This is a genomic window from uncultured Helicobacter sp. (assembly GCF_947367035.1).
Lineage (GTDB): Bacteria > Campylobacterota > Campylobacteria > Campylobacterales > Helicobacteraceae > Helicobacter_D.
Map to the genome: position 1 here is coordinate 20,788 of NZ_CANBCA010000015.1, position 14,689 is coordinate 35,476.

Sequence of the window (14,689 nt, forward strand, 5' to 3'; positions counted from 1 at the left end):
TCTTTCTCCTTAATAATCCTCATCGGGCATTCTATGCCCTCTTATATATAGCTCTCGCCACTCTTTTTCCCCATAGGCTCTTTTCAATGCTTTAAGATTCTTGACATCTCCCGCGTCTGAACTAAAGACATTTAAATGTCCTTGCAACCTTGACAAATTCACATCTAAAATAGCGGAATAATCCCCTCTTTTTAGTAGAATTTTGCGTTCGGTTGGATTCGTTTTGTTTAAAAATGAAATTTCATTACCTGTCAAATTTGCCATTGTGCGTAAATCTTCTAAGGTTTGTTCGTTTTTTGTGGGATAAATTAAAAAATTTACCATATTGTTAATAAAGGAACTACCTTTGGGAATTTCTTTGAAAAATCCAATATCTTGTGTGGCTACCATTACCACACCATTAATTTTTCGCACTTCCAAAATCGCTTCTAGTAGTTTTTCGCGCATAATCTCATTATTTAGATAATCTTTCAATTCATCAACAAAAACAAAGAATCCTTTATTTGTGGCTTTGGCATTATTGGAGAGTTTATGGAAAATGTAAAATGCCATAAGTCCTGCTAGTGTTTTATCCTTAATAATTGCGTCCATATTCAAAATAGAGAGCTGTTCTTTAAAGTTTAGTGCGTCCTCTTGATGATTGAAAATGGAATCCAAAAAGGGTTGGTATGCCATTTTTAAATCCAATTTGCTAGGGTCGTTCTGTGTTTCAAGGGAGTTATGAAACTCTTTAAAATTTGGTTGCTCTACCATTTCTAGCCTTTTGAGCGTATCTTGTATGTTATTAATCGCTTGAATATCGTTCTTATCAATCCCTATCATCATTGCTAGCCACGCTCTTAAAAAGTTGGAATTTTCAGTCGTTCTAGCCAAAGAAAAAGGATTGAGTTTGAATCCCGATTCATCGTCTAAATCGTGATATTCCCCGCCCACATATTTTGCAAAATTGTGCATACCGCGCATTTTATCCATTGCAAAAATATTAATATCATATTTGAAAAGATTTGCCATTAGGAATTGCGTTAAGGCAGTCTTTCCTGTTCCTGTTCCCCCAATAATCATTGTATGCCCGCTAGCTTCTTTGCCGCTTGTTGCGTGAAAATTAAAAAAGTAGGGGCTTCCACTTAAATGCCTAAAAATCGTAATAGGTGCATTCCCCCAACGATTTTTATTGAATCCTAAAATATCATTTTCTAAATTTATCATCGTGGCTAGATTGGAACTTTGCAAGCTTCTCTTTCTTGCATTCAAATTGCTTCTGCTTGGAAAGAAAGAGAAAAATAAAGGAGCAAGATTTAGTGTTTCGGCAATCATTGCTAAATATTGATTCTCTAGCACGCCTTTAAGACGATTAGCTTTCTCATTTAGTTCTTCTAAGCTTAAAGCGTGAATTAGAATGGAATAGCTTGTTTCTAAGAGTTTTTCTCTGTCGCTTCGTATGTCTCGGTCTAACGCTTCTAGCATTTCTTTGGCTTCTTGCACCGCAAAAACCGCTTTATCTTTGATATGCTTTAAAGCCTTTTCTTTTGGCACAACTTCACAATTAGTAAAAATGCTATATTCTGTATTCTCTCTTAACACCGCAGTGCTTATATTGCTTGAAATATTTTCTGTTTCATAGGCTTTTACGCTAATAAATTTTGCATAGATTTTTTCACTTGTTTGTGCAGGCTCTAGCGGATTATTATTTTCATCTGTTAGAATCGTATGATTCGCTTTGTTTGTATGAAAAATCATATAATCTTTTTTAAATTCTACATCGCTTGTAATATAGCAATCTGTTAAAAGCTCATAGCTATATTTTAAGTTTGTTTTACTGCTATTTGCATAGGTCGCAAAGAAGTTAATCAGCTCATCAGAGCTTAACACTCGGGGCTTAAATTCGTTAAGAGTATTCTTGACAATTTGCTTAATAGCCTCTAGTGTATTTGCTTTTTGGTCTAAGCCATAGTTAATAGATTTTGTTTGTTTTTGGATTCTATCTAATTCTATGGTAGAAATCCCATTCCCCTCCTCTTTTTCCTTAGTAAATTTGTCTTTAAATTTATTCAATTCTCCCAAAATGGCTTTGCTTTTAGTGGAGATTATAAAATAATAGACAATTTGATAAGCTTCACGCAAATTTTCCCATTTATCTATAATTTCTTTTGCGTAAGGATTTTTAATTTCGGGCTTAATATAGTCCAAAATAATTTTTTCTTTTTTGCAGACGATACTTACTGCCACATCGTCTCCTAAAGAAGTAAAAAAGCGATTTCTTGCTTCGCTTAATGAAAGCTCCTCCTCTGGTGTGATTGCAGAATAACTATAACCGAATAACTCAAATCCCAGACACAAATTTTTGTCGCTTGTTACAATAATTTCCTCATTGTATTTTTGCGCAATATTATTTTCTAAAGCCATAGAAAAAATTTTGGGTTGCAGAATCGTAAAAATACTATCTCCGTCTTTTAAAATTTTATTTACCAAAGAAAACAATTCAGTTTTTGACGAATCTTTAGGAGGCTTTTCTTGTCGCTTACTTTTTTGAAAAAATTTTTGAAAAAAAGACATATTTTTACCTTTGTTTATGCAAAATATTTTTTTGATTTGATTTTAAAACGCATTTGAATAACATCGTAAATATCCTCATCAAAAAATTCTAAAGTGTAGAGGAATGCCAAAATAACAATAGCAACAGGAATCGCATAAAGTTGGAATAAAAACCAAAGAATGAAACTTGCAAAAGCCCAAATAGTCCAAGAGGTAATACTTAAGCCTTTTGCTTTGGGCTTTTTAGTTAATTCTCTGTAACAAAATGAATTTAACATTGCTCATTCTTTGATTAAATTAGGGATTTAGAGATTCCCCAAACAATTCCTAAAATTACAGAAACTGCGATAATGCCTTTGATATGTTCCATCATTCTTTCTTTGTTAAACATTACAATGATAAGCAGAATCACAAGCCACAAAATTCCAATCACACTTGCAAAAGTATTTACCATAGAAGCAATATCACTCGCGGTGCTTGTAATTTGTGTTTCAAATTCACCTTTGAATTTTCCAAGTGCGCTTTCATTTGCACCAAAAACCAACATAGGCAAACTCACAAACAATAAAAACGAAATTTTTTGTAAAAAACTTTTAAGCATTTATGCTCCTTTTTTGAAAAATTTATGGAATCTTAGTAAGATTTTTAACATTATCAAAAACATATTTTTGCGGAAAAATCTTAAAACAGAATGCTATAAATTAGGGGTTTAAAGGCTATTGCTTTGCTTAAAATATTTTTAAAATGTTACAAGAAGCTTTAAAAAGTATTGCGTTGTAAGATTCAATAAGAGATAGTTACAAGAGGTTTAAAAAATATGACAAATTCCGCAAATAAAATTTAACAAAAATTTTAATTTCTTAGACAATGAGCCTTAAAATCTTTTATGAGAATCCTTAAAAAATATTGCTCTGGGATTTAAAAAATATTGCAACAAAATTTCAAAACTTTTTTCAAAGAAACTTCCAATAGATTTCTTTACTTTTTCTAAAAACTTCATTTTTGCAAAAAATCTCTTTATAAAATCCCCTATTTATAGGGATTTATAAAGACTTTTTTTATAAAAAAGCATACATTAGAGGGTTATCCTGCAAAATATATTGCAATAATTGCTTTTAGCCTCTTTTTTCTGTGCTTAGAGTTTATAGAATTTCTTTTAAAAATTTATTTTTATGCTATAATTTATTAGCAAATTATTTAAAAGGATTCTTGTTTTGGCTTTGAACTATTTTCCAACTTTTAGAGAGTTTAAAAAGCAGAAAAATAAAGCTTTATTTTTTGATTTTGAGGAAATTAGAGCAAAGAAAGTAAAACAACAATCTAGCAAAAAAGGGATAGAAAGCTATCCACAAAATCACTTTATCTATTTGTTCAAAAATGTCAAGGGAGATTCCTCTTCCTCCTATGCACAAAAGCAAGTGGTGGTGAAAAATATTTCAAACTTAAACAAAAATGGATTCACAAACGCACTCAATTACTGCATTAGGCATAGTGAAAAATTCAACTGCTATGATAGGGAAAATAACGAATTAACTACACCCGAAGTCATAAAAAAATGGGAAAAAGATTTTGGCACAAATGCCAATTCAAAAGATGTGTGGCATTTGGTTTTTAGCATTAAAGAGCAAGACACTTTTGTTAGTCGTTCTTATTTGATTCAAAGCGCGTGTGAAGTTATCAAAAAGAATCTCCCCTTTAATGATTTTGTTTTTGTTCCGCATTTTCATCAAAACAATCCCCACATTCATATTCTACTTAATAAAAGAAACCAAATCACAGATAAAAAACTTCACTTCAAAGATAGAGAGGAAATCAGATATTTCTTTAATAATTTGCGCAATGATTTTGCAACTGCTTTAAACCAAAGAGGTTACAATTATAAAAATACAATGAAGCTAGAAAATGATTTAGAGAAACATTTAAAAGACTTAGAAAATATCAACTTAAATTCTAAAATTTCTTTGCTCAATGTTTTAGAATCCAAGCGCACTTCCTTAGAAAAGAAAATCAATAACTTAGAGAAAAAAAGATTAGCTTTAAGAAAACTTATTTGGGATTTGAGAGTAGAAAAAAAGAATCTCATTGTAGAGGCTTTAAAAAATCAAATGAATAACAACAAAATCTACTTCAAACAATTCAAGGAAGTAAAAAATTTAAATGAAAAATTTAAATTCTTTTGCAACAATTACAAGGACATAGACGCCGAAATTTCAAAGCTCAAGCGAGATAAAAATGTAACTGACAATTATATGGAGTCAAACAAAAGCTTCTCTAATGATTGGGCTTCTCTTTTTGAGAAAGAGCAGTATTTAGAATTTCTGAAAAATAATTTTAAAAGAAAGAATCTCCCCAAAAAACAGCAAGTTCTTCTTAATCTTTTTGAAAAAGAGATAGCTTTGCAAAAAGAATCCACAAAAGATTTCACTTTAGACTATATCAAAACCAATCTAAAACATTCTGCAATCTTTGGAGAAAAAATCAATGCTTTTAAACTCTTAGAAATGCAAAAAATTCTTGTAAAATGTTCCATAATGGCAATTAGAGGTGAAGTGCATATTTCCTATTTGGACAAAATCAATCAAAACATTGCTTTTATAGATAAAAATTTGGAGCAAAAATACCTTTTTTTAGAAAAATATCTAAAAAATAAGCGAGAAATCTCATCTTTTAATTTCAAAGAATTTTCTACACTCTCTAAGCATTTAGAAAAAAATAATACAGAATTTTTAAGAGAGCTAGAGCAAAAGATTAAAAATAAATCTCCACGCCAAACAACAAGAGAAATGAATCAAACAATTTCTAAAAGTATTTCAAACGCTAAAGAGGATTTTTCGTGTTCCCTTTAAGACTAAAACCACTCCCGCTTAAGTGGCTTTAGAATTGCAAGGGATTTAAGGCTTTTATAAGCGGAAGTGGCATAAAATTAAAACTGAAATTTAAGAATGTTGCTTACCTCTAGCCTTTCACAGCTAGGATAAGCAAAAGCATAATTAACATAGCAATTATAACTTCTGCCATATCGCCCTCCTTTTTAAGAAAGCCGATACCTTAAATCCACAAGAATTATACAAATTTTTTGCTTTAAATATCCTTACTTAAGCCCTATTTTAGAGGTTTTCTCTAAATTTACCCACAACTTTTATTAACTAATTGTATTTTTGCTTTGGCTTGTGTAATTGTATCGCTTCTTAGAATCCTATTCTTTTTATAAGGTCTTAAGGATTCGTCATACTGCAAGGCGTTAAAAGTCCCATTTTTATCCATTCCCTGCATAAAATTTTCAAACCAAATTCTTAACGCTACGATATGATAAGCTTCAGGATTCAAGCCTATATCCACAAACAATTTTTTCACTAATCTTTCTTGCTCCAATTTTGATAATTTTAGCTCTTTTTTAAGCTGTGTATCGCTGGGCATATCCCCCTTAACTGCCATTTCTTTATTTTTGCCCTTACCCCAAATCTTAGCCTTATAAGAAAGCCCTGCGCCATAAACGCCCCCTTCAGTTTGCAAGGGGTTAAAATAAGCTTTTCTAAATCTTATCAGACTATGCTTAAACTCTGGATTCTTGGCTAAACGATACAAGCCTTTTAAAAGATTGCTAAAATAACCATTGAAATGCTTGTAATCATCTTTTGAAAACGCATTTTGAGCTTTGTTATAATTTTGCTTAATTTCAAAGAATCGCTTTCGCAATTCTTTTGAAAATAAAGGGGAATCACCGCATACCATTTTCTCCCCCTATCTATCTTTTGGATTGTGGCTATTGCCTACTTTGTGAAAATGGCGCAAAAGATAAGGTAAATCAATCCTATATCGTCTGCCCTCACCATTTTTTATACCCTTAACGCCCCAATCCATAGCGTAATTTATGCCATATTCTCTAAAAAGCACCATTTTATCGCTAGGGTCATTATCAGATACCACAAAATCATAACTATAAACCGCATTTCCTTTAGAATCCAATCCCAAAAACTCCTCCACTTGATATTTTTGTGAATCTAATTCTATGGAATCTATAAACTTACCGCTTGCCCTGCTTAAATAAGCTTGTTTTTTAAAATCCCATATTCTTAAATTTCTGGATTTAATTACCTTTTCTTGAAACATTTTATCTCCTTTTCTAAATTTAAATTTTCTTTAATGGCAACCTTAATCTTTTCAAAAATCTCCCGAATCTCTGGCGTGTTTGACAAAATTTCAAACTCTCCTTTGGAACGCTCTTTATAGAATCGGTTTTGCCCCTGCGCTTCTGCTATAACTTGATGAAACACGACAATTTCTTTAAGCCCTCTTTGTAGATAAAATTCCCGCATTCTGCCCAAAATGGAAGCTTCTTTTACATTCCATTCTTGCAAGGCAAAAAAGTTAAAGAAAACAATCACGCAAACTTTCTTTTCGCTCCCTTTTTTCAATCTTCTTAACTCAATGCGTTGCACAAACGCCTTTAGCTCTTGCAAGGAATCAAAAACCAATTCCCGCAAAGCTTCTTGTTTTGTAACCATTTTTACCCCTTTCTTATTCTTGTGCCTTAAAATTAGCCTTAAGTTCTGTCACATTATCGGGGTGTATCTCAATGTTACTAAAATTTTTATAGCCTTTATTGTGATACCATTTCCCCAATGCTCCGTCTGTATATAGCTTTAGATAAAAAATGCACCCGTCCCATTCACGCTCTTTTGTCTCATAATGCAAAGGGTCTGGCGCACTCATTAACTCGTTATAAGCGTCTTGCAGAGCTTCCATATAACTATTAAACTTTTTCATTTATAACACCCCCCTTACGCACTTTCGCGGATTCTGTCGTAATAATCGTATTTTGTGTAAAATTCCTCGCCCTCTATGCTAAAAGAACTTGCAAGGCAATTCACTTGATAATTACAAGAAAGATTATATGATTCGCACAAACTCTCTAAACGCATAAAAACCAATTCAATATAAATATTTTGAAACAAAGGAACACAAGGGAATACCCTTGCAACTTCCCATACTTCCTCCTCACTTACACTTAAACCCTCTCTTTCTAAAATGCTTTCTATTTCTGCAATAAAATCTGGCATATCCTCAAAATTTATCCATTCCATTTGCCACCCCCTACAAGCAAAAAGAGGGCTGGAAGTGTGATTCTACATTCTGCCCTTTATTTAGCGCAATATTGCGCCTCTCCAAATTCTCTTTAATAAAAGCCATTCGCGCCTTATGTTCTTTTTGTTGTTTAAGCTCTAGCAAAAACCCTCTAATGTTGCGTAAAATCTTGCTTTTAAAAAGAATTTTGCACCTTGTTTGGCTTGTCGTGCTTAAATCCTTGTAGATGAAAAAGCCCTTTTTGGGAGTGTAGTAAAAACTTAATCCCAAAGATTCGGCTAAAATTGTAACTGCTTTTCTTGAAGCTCTTTTATATCCTGTTTCCATTTTTACAACCTTTCTTTAATTTATGTTGTAATTATACAATAAAAAAACTAAAAAATCAAGTTTTTTAATATATTTTTACAATAAAAAAAGTATTTTTTAAAATTTTTCTGCTATAATCCCACCTACAAACTTTTCTCCCTTTTTTAGGGGGGCGTTGCGGGGGGTGTCCCCCTGCTCTAATACCAACGAAAATGAGACTTTAAGGCTCATTTTTCCGCCTTTAACCTTGATAAAGGCGGGGCAATAAGGAGAAATTATGACAAAACAAGAGCTAGACGAAGTATTAGAAGGGCTAAATTTGACACGCAAAAGATTCTGTGAAAAGCTCGGTATCAACTATATGACTTTTAACAATAATTGGGGAACAAAAACTCCTATTCCGCAATATGCGATTTCTTGGTTAGAACTTTACAAAACTGCCCAAATATATGAAAAAATCTTGGAAATCAAAAATATAAAAATTAGGGAAAGCAAGGGCAGCAACTTCACAAGGAAAGACTTTGATGAGAGATTGAAAGAATTGCATTTAACACGCAAAAATTTCAGCGAAATGGCGGGAGTAAGATATGCTAATTTAAGTCATTGGGATTGTAAGTATCCCACACCTCTTTGGGTAGAAAATTGGCTAAACGCTTATGATTATGCAGAGAAATTTAAAAGGCTAGAGATTCAGCTCTAAAAATCAAAAACATATTTTTGCGGAAAAATCTTGAAATAAAATTGCGTTAAATTGGGAGTTTAAAGGCAATTAATTTGCTTAAAATATTTTTAAATGTAAAAAGACGATTTGGCAGTAATGGCTTTAAATGCGAACTTTCACACAAAATTTTAACCGCATTTTAATTTTTTTATTGAAAGCAAGCTTAAAATATGGCTTTCTGCTCTGATTTTTCAAAGATAATAATGAGAATGAAAAGTCAAGGCGTCAATGATTATTTTGTAGAAAATTGTATCATTTTTGAGAGATTCTTAAGACTTGCTGGATTAATTTTAATGAATTTCTTTTGATTTAATTTATCTTTAATGATTATTTTGTATATGGTTTAATGATGAATTTTCCGCAAAAATATGTTTTTGATTTCAAAACTTCAATAAACCATTTTTCCGACATTTTTTAAACTTCCAAAATTGCGATTTTCGCAAAAATATGTTTTTGATTTTGCGTTTTAAATCTGGATTCTCATTATTCTCATAAGCATTTAAAATTAGAATATGGCAGTGTATTTTTTCATTCTCATTATTGTGTTTTTTAAAATTATTTTTTAGCTCTGTATATTATAAGGGAATATAAAAAGGGAAAAAGAGAGAGATTAAAGAATAAGAAGAATAAGATTTAAAAGAATAAGAAATAAGATAGTTTTATAAATAAATACAAATAAACAATAAACACCATTTTAAGTGTTAAGTGGTATAAGGAGGCATAGGATTAGAAAAAATATCAAAGTTAATATTTTTTATTGTTTTAATCTTTTTGAATGATTTAAGGCTATTTTAGAGCTTAATTTTTATATTGGAATAATTAAAGATTAAAGCCATTTAAAGTTTTTGAAAAATAAGAATCTCTAGTTTTTTAAATTTCTTTCCATTTTTTCCTCAAACGCAAGAAGTTTTTGATTAAAAGTCGCTAAGTTTTTTTCCATAGATTGTTTTAGCTCTTGAGGAATTTCTAAATGATTTTGATTAAGAGCGTAGTAGATTCTTGAAGCAATTTGAACTCCTTGTTGAAAAGATTGTTGTTTTAAATGCTCATAGATAAACTCTTCTCCTCTGTTGAAAAAGGCTAGATTTTCATTGAAATCTTTTAAGGATTGTTGAATATTCTCCTCTGTTATGGCATTTATATCTACTTCTAAGACTTTAGAGAGAATTAAATCTTCGTTGAAATCCTTGCAATAGGGCTTTATCACATTCACTTCTGCATTTTTAAAGCATTCTTGTGTCTTTTGTGTGTTTTTCTCCCCTGCTTTATCCTTATCAAATCCTAAAAATACCTTAGCATTGGGAAATCTTTCATCAAGATACTGCAAAGCTTCTAATTGACTTTCTGTGATTGTGCCATTAGTAGAAAGAATCAGCGTGTTTGGAATAGTATTCATCTTATTTAATCTCTCATTATTGAGCTTTTCAAAGAGACTTAAAGAATCAATACTAGATTCTGTAAGAATAATTTTTGCGATTTTGCTTCTCTCCTCTTTTTCTTTGCTGTTAGAAAAGATTATCACTTCCAAACCCTTTTTACCATAGCAAATTTGCTTCAAAGGCTTTGTGTAAGTCTCCCCCTCTTTGTTTTTCAAAAGAGGATTTTTTAAATGGAGCTGGTAGCCTGTTTTAGAAAAAATTTGCTGCACTCGCTCGGTTTCTTGCGTTTGCTCCTGCTTGGGTTTGTTTGTCTGTAAGGTTTTGATTGTATAAGTTGGAATCGCAATATTATCCCTTGCGTCCATTTTGATTTCATTCATTAAATGCTGCAAGATTGCATTGCTGATTCCCCTATCACTAGAAAAATGATTTTGCGATTGCAAATTCTTAAAGGTTAAAAATTTGGCTAACACCTCTTCTATCTCTTTGTCTCTTGTATCAGTGTTTTTGGATAAAGTATGGCATTGTAAATTTGTTTCTTTTTGGAGCTGGAGTAAATCTTGCACTTTTAAGCCCCTATTCTTGCAAAAATTAAAGATATTACCTCTATCGCTTTCATCATAGGGATTAAAATAGAGATAATCGCCCTTTGCATTGCGTGAAATGACTAAAGCGTCCCCATTGTTGTTTTTAAGTTTAATGTGATTTTTTGAGCTTTTGTTTTTGTCTTTGAAATATCCTAAATTAAGTAGAATTTGGTCTAAGGGGAGCTGCAATGTTTCTTCTGCATTCAATCTTGGTGTTCTTGTCATTCTTAGTCCTTTTTATAATGTTTTTAAATATTTTAAATGTTTTATAATTTTTATTAAAATATTTTAAAATGTTTAAAAATTATTTAAAAAACTTGATAAATTCTAAATTCTAAACAACTTAAATAAAAGGGAATAAATCCCTTTACGATTAATTTTGATTAATCCAACAATACTTATTAATTGCTTGGGTTTTATAATACTTTGACACTAGGGAGTAGCTATTGAAGAATCCACCTTTAGTTTTTTCCCATTTAGACAAGGACAATTTATTCCCTAAAGGCAAACTTTCAAATTCTGCTTTTGAGATTTCACTCATAATTTCTTTTCCACTTTGCCACTCTTCTTTTGTGTGGAACTTAGTATTACAAGTGTATTTTAACCTATAATCTGAATAATGCGAACTTGCTAATAATTTGCAAGAATTTGTAAGGTTTGGATTGATTCTAAAGCCTGCCTTATCCACAAGATTGCAAATTTGCATTCCATTTTCATCTTTTTTGCAAACAATCTCTTTAAAAGCGTCTTTTTTGGTTTCTATTCTGGCATTTAAAGAAGAAATCGTGCATTCCTCATCAACAAGAGGCAAAATGCTTGTTTGATAATACTTTAGATTTGCATCACTATTGTCTATGGGGCAAAGATTCAAAAAGGCTTTTCTTGCGTTAATGGTGTCGCTTGGCTTTTTGCGTTTAATAGAAAATAATTTATTTAACGCGGGCGTGCATTCGGCTGGTTTGCTCGGGCTAGAAAGACAAAGTAGAGCTTCACAAGCACTCCTTGTATCTCCACTCAAATATTCTATTTTAACCTCTGCTTGCGCTTGTAATGCTATGACACTGCACACAAAAAACATTAAAGCTTTGCTGTCTTTGATACCGAAAAAACTTCTCATCTTTTTCTCCTTATAATTTGGTTTATTGTTTTCTCATCATTGGGATTCCAAAGGGGTCTTTTGGAACTTTCTTACCTTTTTCTACAAGCTCTGCAAATTCTTGGTCTATTTCTTGCAAACTTTTGACTTCTATTTCTTGCTCTTCATAGTCATTGATTGGTTGCAAGTTTGCTTGTTTGTCCGCAACTTCTGTCTTAAGATATTTGCTTTGTAGCTCATATATTTTTTGTTGTTGCTGGATATTGTAAAAAAGCAATGCATTTGTAGCTGCTGCAATCTCTTTGTCTGTTGTGGCATTGTTAAGCTGTTGTTGCATTCTTGTCATATCTTTAATGTATTGTTTTGTTTCTGTCTCCTCAATATAGTCTAACCGATTGGCAAGGTCTGTTAATTGGGATTCTTTCATTGCGGATTCTGCTTGCGTCTTTAAATGCTCTAGCTGTCTTTTTTCCTCGTGTTTTTCCAATATTTTTTTGGTAATTTCACCACTTTTATCCCCGATTTTAGCTCTTTGTGTTTCTAGCTCTAAAATTTCTTTATTGATAGATTCTATATCTTTTGCAAATGCGCCTGAATTGCTAATGGCTGTGGTGCAAGAACTGAATCTCCCTTTCAATTTTTTACCTTTTTCTAGGGCGTCTTTTAAATTTTTAGCTTGTGGCAAATTTCCTATTGCCACACAAGTATCATAGGCTTTTTCAAAACGCCCATAAACATTATTGGGTAAATCTAAAATATCTTGATAAAGGTCAATGCTTGTTTCTATAATTTCTATCGCCGAGCCATAAATGGCATAAAAATCTTTTAAATTTACACCTGAACTTTGCGCATTTTCTAACATTTGCGTATATTGCTGCATTTGCAAAGCATAATCTTTTGCTTGCGCTAATCCGTCTTGGATATACCCCATAATGCTTTGGTTTAAATGTGTGGCATCTACCACAGGAATTCCCGCTCCATTGGCTACATTGAGATAAGAAACGAGAATCAATGCAATACATTTTTTCTTAAGATTTGCGTCTTTCATTATAAACCTCTGCCTTTTTCTTGTTGCTGCTGTTGAGATTTTTCATATTCCTTTGTATATTCTGTGGCTCTTTTGGTGGTGTTAGGATAGTCTTTTTTGAAGTTAGGGAATTGCTTGTGGATTTTTTCCATTCTCTCCTTAATGATTTCGGGTTTTTCTTTGTTTTCCATAAGCTGATTAAGTGATTCATACTCTTTTTTAGATTCTAGCATTTGTGCTTTCTCGCCTTGAAGTTGAATGTATTTATCACTTATATCGCTGACAATTTGTGTGAGGGCTTTTAGCTTATCTTGCTCTAGTAGTTGTTGAAGCTCCCTCATTTTTCTTTCGCTTTCTGCTAATTGTTTGTCTTCCTCTATTCCTACAATTTGAGACAATGCTTTATCTAGTTTATAGAGTTGTTGGAGTAGCTCTGCAATATCTTTTGGCTCAAATTGGGTGATGATTTCTTTGAGGTGTTCCTCTTCTTGTTCTCGTTTTGCTTCTAATTCTTTGATTTTTTCTTGCAACTCCTCATCGCTTAGATTTGAAAATTTATTCTCCTCTGTTTTTTGCGGATTAGAATCCATTGTTTGTTCTGTCGCATTAAGAGGTTTAGAATCAGAAATGCTTTCACTTTTATTGTTTTCCCCAATTTCTTGATTGCTTCTGCGTTCTTTTTCTGCCAATAATTCGTCAATCTCCTCGTTAAAGGCTTTTCTTGAAAGCTCTGTTTCTATGGCTTCTTTCACTAATGGGCGGTTGTGATTTAATTCTGTTATTGTATTTTGTGCAATATCTATTTTTTCTTTAGGGCTATGAGGATTGCCTTTGTGGATTTCTCGCTCTCTTGCTTCTTTTTCTAGTTTTTGAATCTCTTTTTGTGATTCTTGGATTACAAGAGATACAGAGAGAGATTCTCGCACTTTTTCATTTTCAATTTCAAGGGAGGATTCTATAATACTTTCCTTTTCCCTTGCCTGCTCCATTTCTTGATTTCTTTCTTTTTCTTGTTCTTTTTGCAGTTTAATTTCTTCTTCTCTGCTCTCTTGTTCCTTTTGCTCTTTTTGGGATTGGTTGATTCTATCCAATTCCTCTTTCACATTTGTTTCATCTAAGTGGTGTTCCCTTGCAATGTCTTTGGCATTTTGCGCAATGGTTTGTTCTGTTCTGTATCCATAGTCCGCATTCAAAATCGCTTCGTAATCAAGGTCTTCATAATATGGTGTTTCTTGATTTTCTGTTGGCATTTTTATCCCTTATTTTTAAATTATAGTATTATGAAAAATAGCATAATCATAAAAGTAATGCAAAAAATAGCATACATTAAAAGAGGAATTTAAGGTTAAAAATTTAATAGGTAGAGTGTCTTATTTTAAGTTTATTATAAAATATTATCTTATATTATTACATTTAGCAATGTAAAGAATGGATATAGAATTTAATTATTTAGGATTTTCTATGAAATATGAAATAGAATCATTTGAATTAACAAAGGAAAGTTTTAATCTTTTAATCACTGAAGCTGGCTTTAATACGAAAAAAGATTTTGCTCGTTTCGTGAATCTGCCTTATAACTCTATAAATAATTGGGGTAACAATGGAAACAAATTTCCCAAATATGTTATGACGCTGATGATTGCATTAATTAAATCCCGCAAATATGATAGTTTGATGAAGTCTAGTAGCATTATGCTTGAATGCGAAAAATTGAAAGATGAGAATGTCAAGTTGAAAAGTATCATTCATAATTTGGAGGCTGAAGTAAAAAAATTTGAAGTTTTAAAAAAATCCATAAATCGCATAAATTTATATGCAAATCGTGAAGCGGAAAGTTTAAAATAAAATGTTGATTTTATTTTTTAAAAAATACATAAAAAAAGTGGAATTTTTGATGAAAATTTGAAAACTATAATTTTCAACACAAAACAAAACTTCATTAAATCCAACACTTTA

The 14,689-nt window shown here is 31.7% G+C and carries 16 protein-coding genes; 3 read left to right on the plus strand and 13 right to left on the minus strand.

The features are described from left to right. Positions 1 to 9 precede the first annotated feature (9 nt). Genes Q0Y61_RS06280 through Q0Y61_RS06290 form a run of 3 tightly spaced genes read right to left on the minus strand, consistent with a single transcriptional unit; the run spans position 10 to position 3,133 of the window. Entirely contained in the window at positions 10 to 2,553 is a 2,544-nt protein-coding gene (locus Q0Y61_RS06280; protein ID WP_297813083.1) for an ATP-binding protein, read from the minus strand. A 14-nt stretch (positions 2,554 to 2,567) separates the two neighbouring features. Further along, positions 2,568 to 2,810: a VirB3 family type IV secretion system protein gene (locus Q0Y61_RS06285; RefSeq protein ID WP_297813086.1), complete on the minus strand. Its 243-nt coding sequence runs from the start codon at positions 2,808 to 2,810 to the stop codon at positions 2,568 to 2,570. Between the two features lie 14 nt (positions 2,811 to 2,824). Beyond that, entirely contained in the window at positions 2,825 to 3,133 is a 309-nt protein-coding gene (locus Q0Y61_RS06290; protein WP_297813089.1) for a hypothetical protein, read from the minus strand. A gap of 613 nt (positions 3,134 to 3,746) precedes the next feature. Between Q0Y61_RS06290 and Q0Y61_RS06295 the strand changes: the two genes are divergently transcribed. Further along, positions 3,747 to 5,378, plus strand: coding sequence for a hypothetical protein (locus Q0Y61_RS06295; protein ID WP_297813092.1), 1,632 nt, complete (start codon positions 3,747 to 3,749; stop codon positions 5,376 to 5,378). Between the two features lie 280 nt (positions 5,379 to 5,658). Here the strand turns inward: Q0Y61_RS06295 and Q0Y61_RS06300 are convergent, their stop codons facing one another. The 6 genes from Q0Y61_RS06300 to Q0Y61_RS06325 are packed head-to-tail and all read right to left on the minus strand — an operon-like array spanning position 5,659 to position 7,944. Continuing rightward, complete coding sequence (locus Q0Y61_RS06300; protein ID WP_297813095.1) at positions 5,659 to 6,264, minus strand: hypothetical protein; 606 nt, start codon at positions 6,262 to 6,264, stop codon at positions 5,659 to 5,661. Between the two features lie 9 nt (positions 6,265 to 6,273). After that, positions 6,274 to 6,642 carry a hypothetical protein gene (locus tag Q0Y61_RS06305; RefSeq protein WP_297813098.1) on the minus strand — a complete coding sequence of 123 codons (369 nt, stop codon included), beginning with the start codon at positions 6,640 to 6,642 and terminating at the stop codon, positions 6,274 to 6,276. Continuing rightward, the gene (locus tag Q0Y61_RS06310) at positions 6,624 to 7,037 is read right to left on the minus strand and encodes a hypothetical protein (protein WP_297813101.1); all 414 of its coding nucleotides are present in this window, start codon (positions 7,035 to 7,037) and stop codon (positions 6,624 to 6,626) included. Before Q0Y61_RS06310 ends, Q0Y61_RS06305 begins: the two co-directional genes overlap by 19 nt. A gap of 13 nt (positions 7,038 to 7,050) precedes the next feature. Beyond that, complete coding sequence (locus Q0Y61_RS06315; protein WP_297813104.1) at positions 7,051 to 7,299, minus strand: hypothetical protein; 249 nt, start codon at positions 7,297 to 7,299, stop codon at positions 7,051 to 7,053. A 14-nt stretch (positions 7,300 to 7,313) separates the two neighbouring features. Next, the gene (locus Q0Y61_RS06320) at positions 7,314 to 7,616 is read right to left on the minus strand and encodes a hypothetical protein (protein ID WP_297813106.1); all 303 of its coding nucleotides are present in this window, start codon (positions 7,614 to 7,616) and stop codon (positions 7,314 to 7,316) included. 10 nt (positions 7,617 to 7,626) lie between these two features. Beyond that, positions 7,627 to 7,944, minus strand: a complete 318-nt coding sequence (locus Q0Y61_RS06325; RefSeq protein ID WP_297813109.1) for a hypothetical protein — start codon at positions 7,942 to 7,944, stop codon at positions 7,627 to 7,629. 256 nt (positions 7,945 to 8,200) lie between these two features. Between Q0Y61_RS06325 and Q0Y61_RS06330 the strand changes: the two genes are divergently transcribed. After that, complete coding sequence (locus Q0Y61_RS06330) at positions 8,201 to 8,623, plus strand: hypothetical protein (RefSeq protein ID WP_297813112.1); 423 nt, start codon at positions 8,201 to 8,203, stop codon at positions 8,621 to 8,623. Positions 8,624 to 9,506: 883 nt separating this feature from the next. Here the strand turns inward: Q0Y61_RS06330 and Q0Y61_RS06335 are convergent. From Q0Y61_RS06335 to Q0Y61_RS06350, 4 genes are all read right to left on the minus strand, one after another. Continuing rightward, positions 9,507 to 10,835, minus strand: coding sequence for a toprim domain-containing protein (locus Q0Y61_RS06335; RefSeq protein WP_297813115.1), 1,329 nt, complete (start codon positions 10,833 to 10,835; stop codon positions 9,507 to 9,509). Between the two features lie 148 nt (positions 10,836 to 10,983). Then, a complete protein-coding gene (locus Q0Y61_RS06340; protein WP_297813118.1) occupies positions 10,984 to 11,727 on the minus strand; it encodes a TrbM/KikA/MpfK family conjugal transfer protein in 744 nt (247 codons plus the stop codon). 22 nt (positions 11,728 to 11,749) lie between these two features. After that, positions 11,750 to 12,754 (minus strand): hypothetical protein, encoded by a 1,005-nt coding sequence (locus Q0Y61_RS06345; protein WP_297813121.1) that lies wholly within the window; start codon positions 12,752 to 12,754, stop codon positions 11,750 to 11,752. Next, on the minus strand, positions 12,754 to 13,983 hold the full coding sequence (locus Q0Y61_RS06350) for a hypothetical protein (protein ID WP_297813124.1): 1,230 nt from the start codon (positions 13,981 to 13,983) through the stop codon (positions 12,754 to 12,756). Before Q0Y61_RS06350 ends, Q0Y61_RS06345 begins: the two co-directional genes overlap by 1 nt. A 211-nt stretch (positions 13,984 to 14,194) precedes the next feature. On the opposite strand from Q0Y61_RS06350, the gene Q0Y61_RS06355 reads away from it, so the two are divergent. Next, positions 14,195 to 14,578, plus strand: coding sequence for a hypothetical protein (locus tag Q0Y61_RS06355; RefSeq protein WP_297813127.1), 384 nt, complete (start codon positions 14,195 to 14,197; stop codon positions 14,576 to 14,578). Positions 14,579 to 14,689 lie beyond the last annotated feature (111 nt).

Coding starts and splice junctions, on each gene's coding strand:
- Q0Y61_RS06335 (WP_297813115.1), bottom strand. CDS start 10,835: ATGACAAGAACACCAAGATTGAATGCAGAAGAAACATTGCAGCTCCCC.
- Q0Y61_RS06280 (WP_297813083.1), bottom strand. CDS start 2,553: ATGTCTTTTTTTCAAAAATTTTTTCAAAAAAGTAAGCGACAAGAAAAG.
- Q0Y61_RS06300 (WP_297813095.1), bottom strand. CDS start 6,264: ATGGTATGCGGTGATTCCCCTTTATTTTCAAAAGAATTGCGAAAGCGA.
- Q0Y61_RS06345 (WP_297813121.1), bottom strand. CDS start 12,754: ATGAAAGACGCAAATCTTAAGAAAAAATGTATTGCATTGATTCTCGTT.
- Q0Y61_RS06355 (WP_297813127.1), top strand. CDS start 14,195: ATGAAATATGAAATAGAATCATTTGAATTAACAAAGGAAAGTTTTAAT.
- Q0Y61_RS06310 (WP_297813101.1), bottom strand. CDS start 7,037: ATGGTTACAAAACAAGAAGCTTTGCGGGAATTGGTTTTTGATTCCTTG.
- Q0Y61_RS06350 (WP_297813124.1), bottom strand. CDS start 13,983: ATGCCAACAGAAAATCAAGAAACACCATATTATGAAGACCTTGATTAC.
- Q0Y61_RS06305 (WP_297813098.1), bottom strand. CDS start 6,642: ATGTTTCAAGAAAAGGTAATTAAATCCAGAAATTTAAGAATATGGGAT.
- Q0Y61_RS06315 (WP_297813104.1), bottom strand. CDS start 7,299: ATGAAAAAGTTTAATAGTTATATGGAAGCTCTGCAAGACGCTTATAAC.
- Q0Y61_RS06340 (WP_297813118.1), bottom strand. CDS start 11,727: ATGAGAAGTTTTTTCGGTATCAAAGACAGCAAAGCTTTAATGTTTTTT.
- Q0Y61_RS06325 (WP_297813109.1), bottom strand. CDS start 7,944: ATGGAAACAGGATATAAAAGAGCTTCAAGAAAAGCAGTTACAATTTTA.
- Q0Y61_RS06330 (WP_297813112.1), top strand. CDS start 8,201: ATGACAAAACAAGAGCTAGACGAAGTATTAGAAGGGCTAAATTTGACA.
- Q0Y61_RS06320 (WP_297813106.1), bottom strand. CDS start 7,616: ATGGAATGGATAAATTTTGAGGATATGCCAGATTTTATTGCAGAAATA.
- Q0Y61_RS06285 (WP_297813086.1), bottom strand. CDS start 2,810: ATGTTAAATTCATTTTGTTACAGAGAATTAACTAAAAAGCCCAAAGCA.
- Q0Y61_RS06290 (WP_297813089.1), bottom strand. CDS start 3,133: ATGCTTAAAAGTTTTTTACAAAAAATTTCGTTTTTATTGTTTGTGAGT.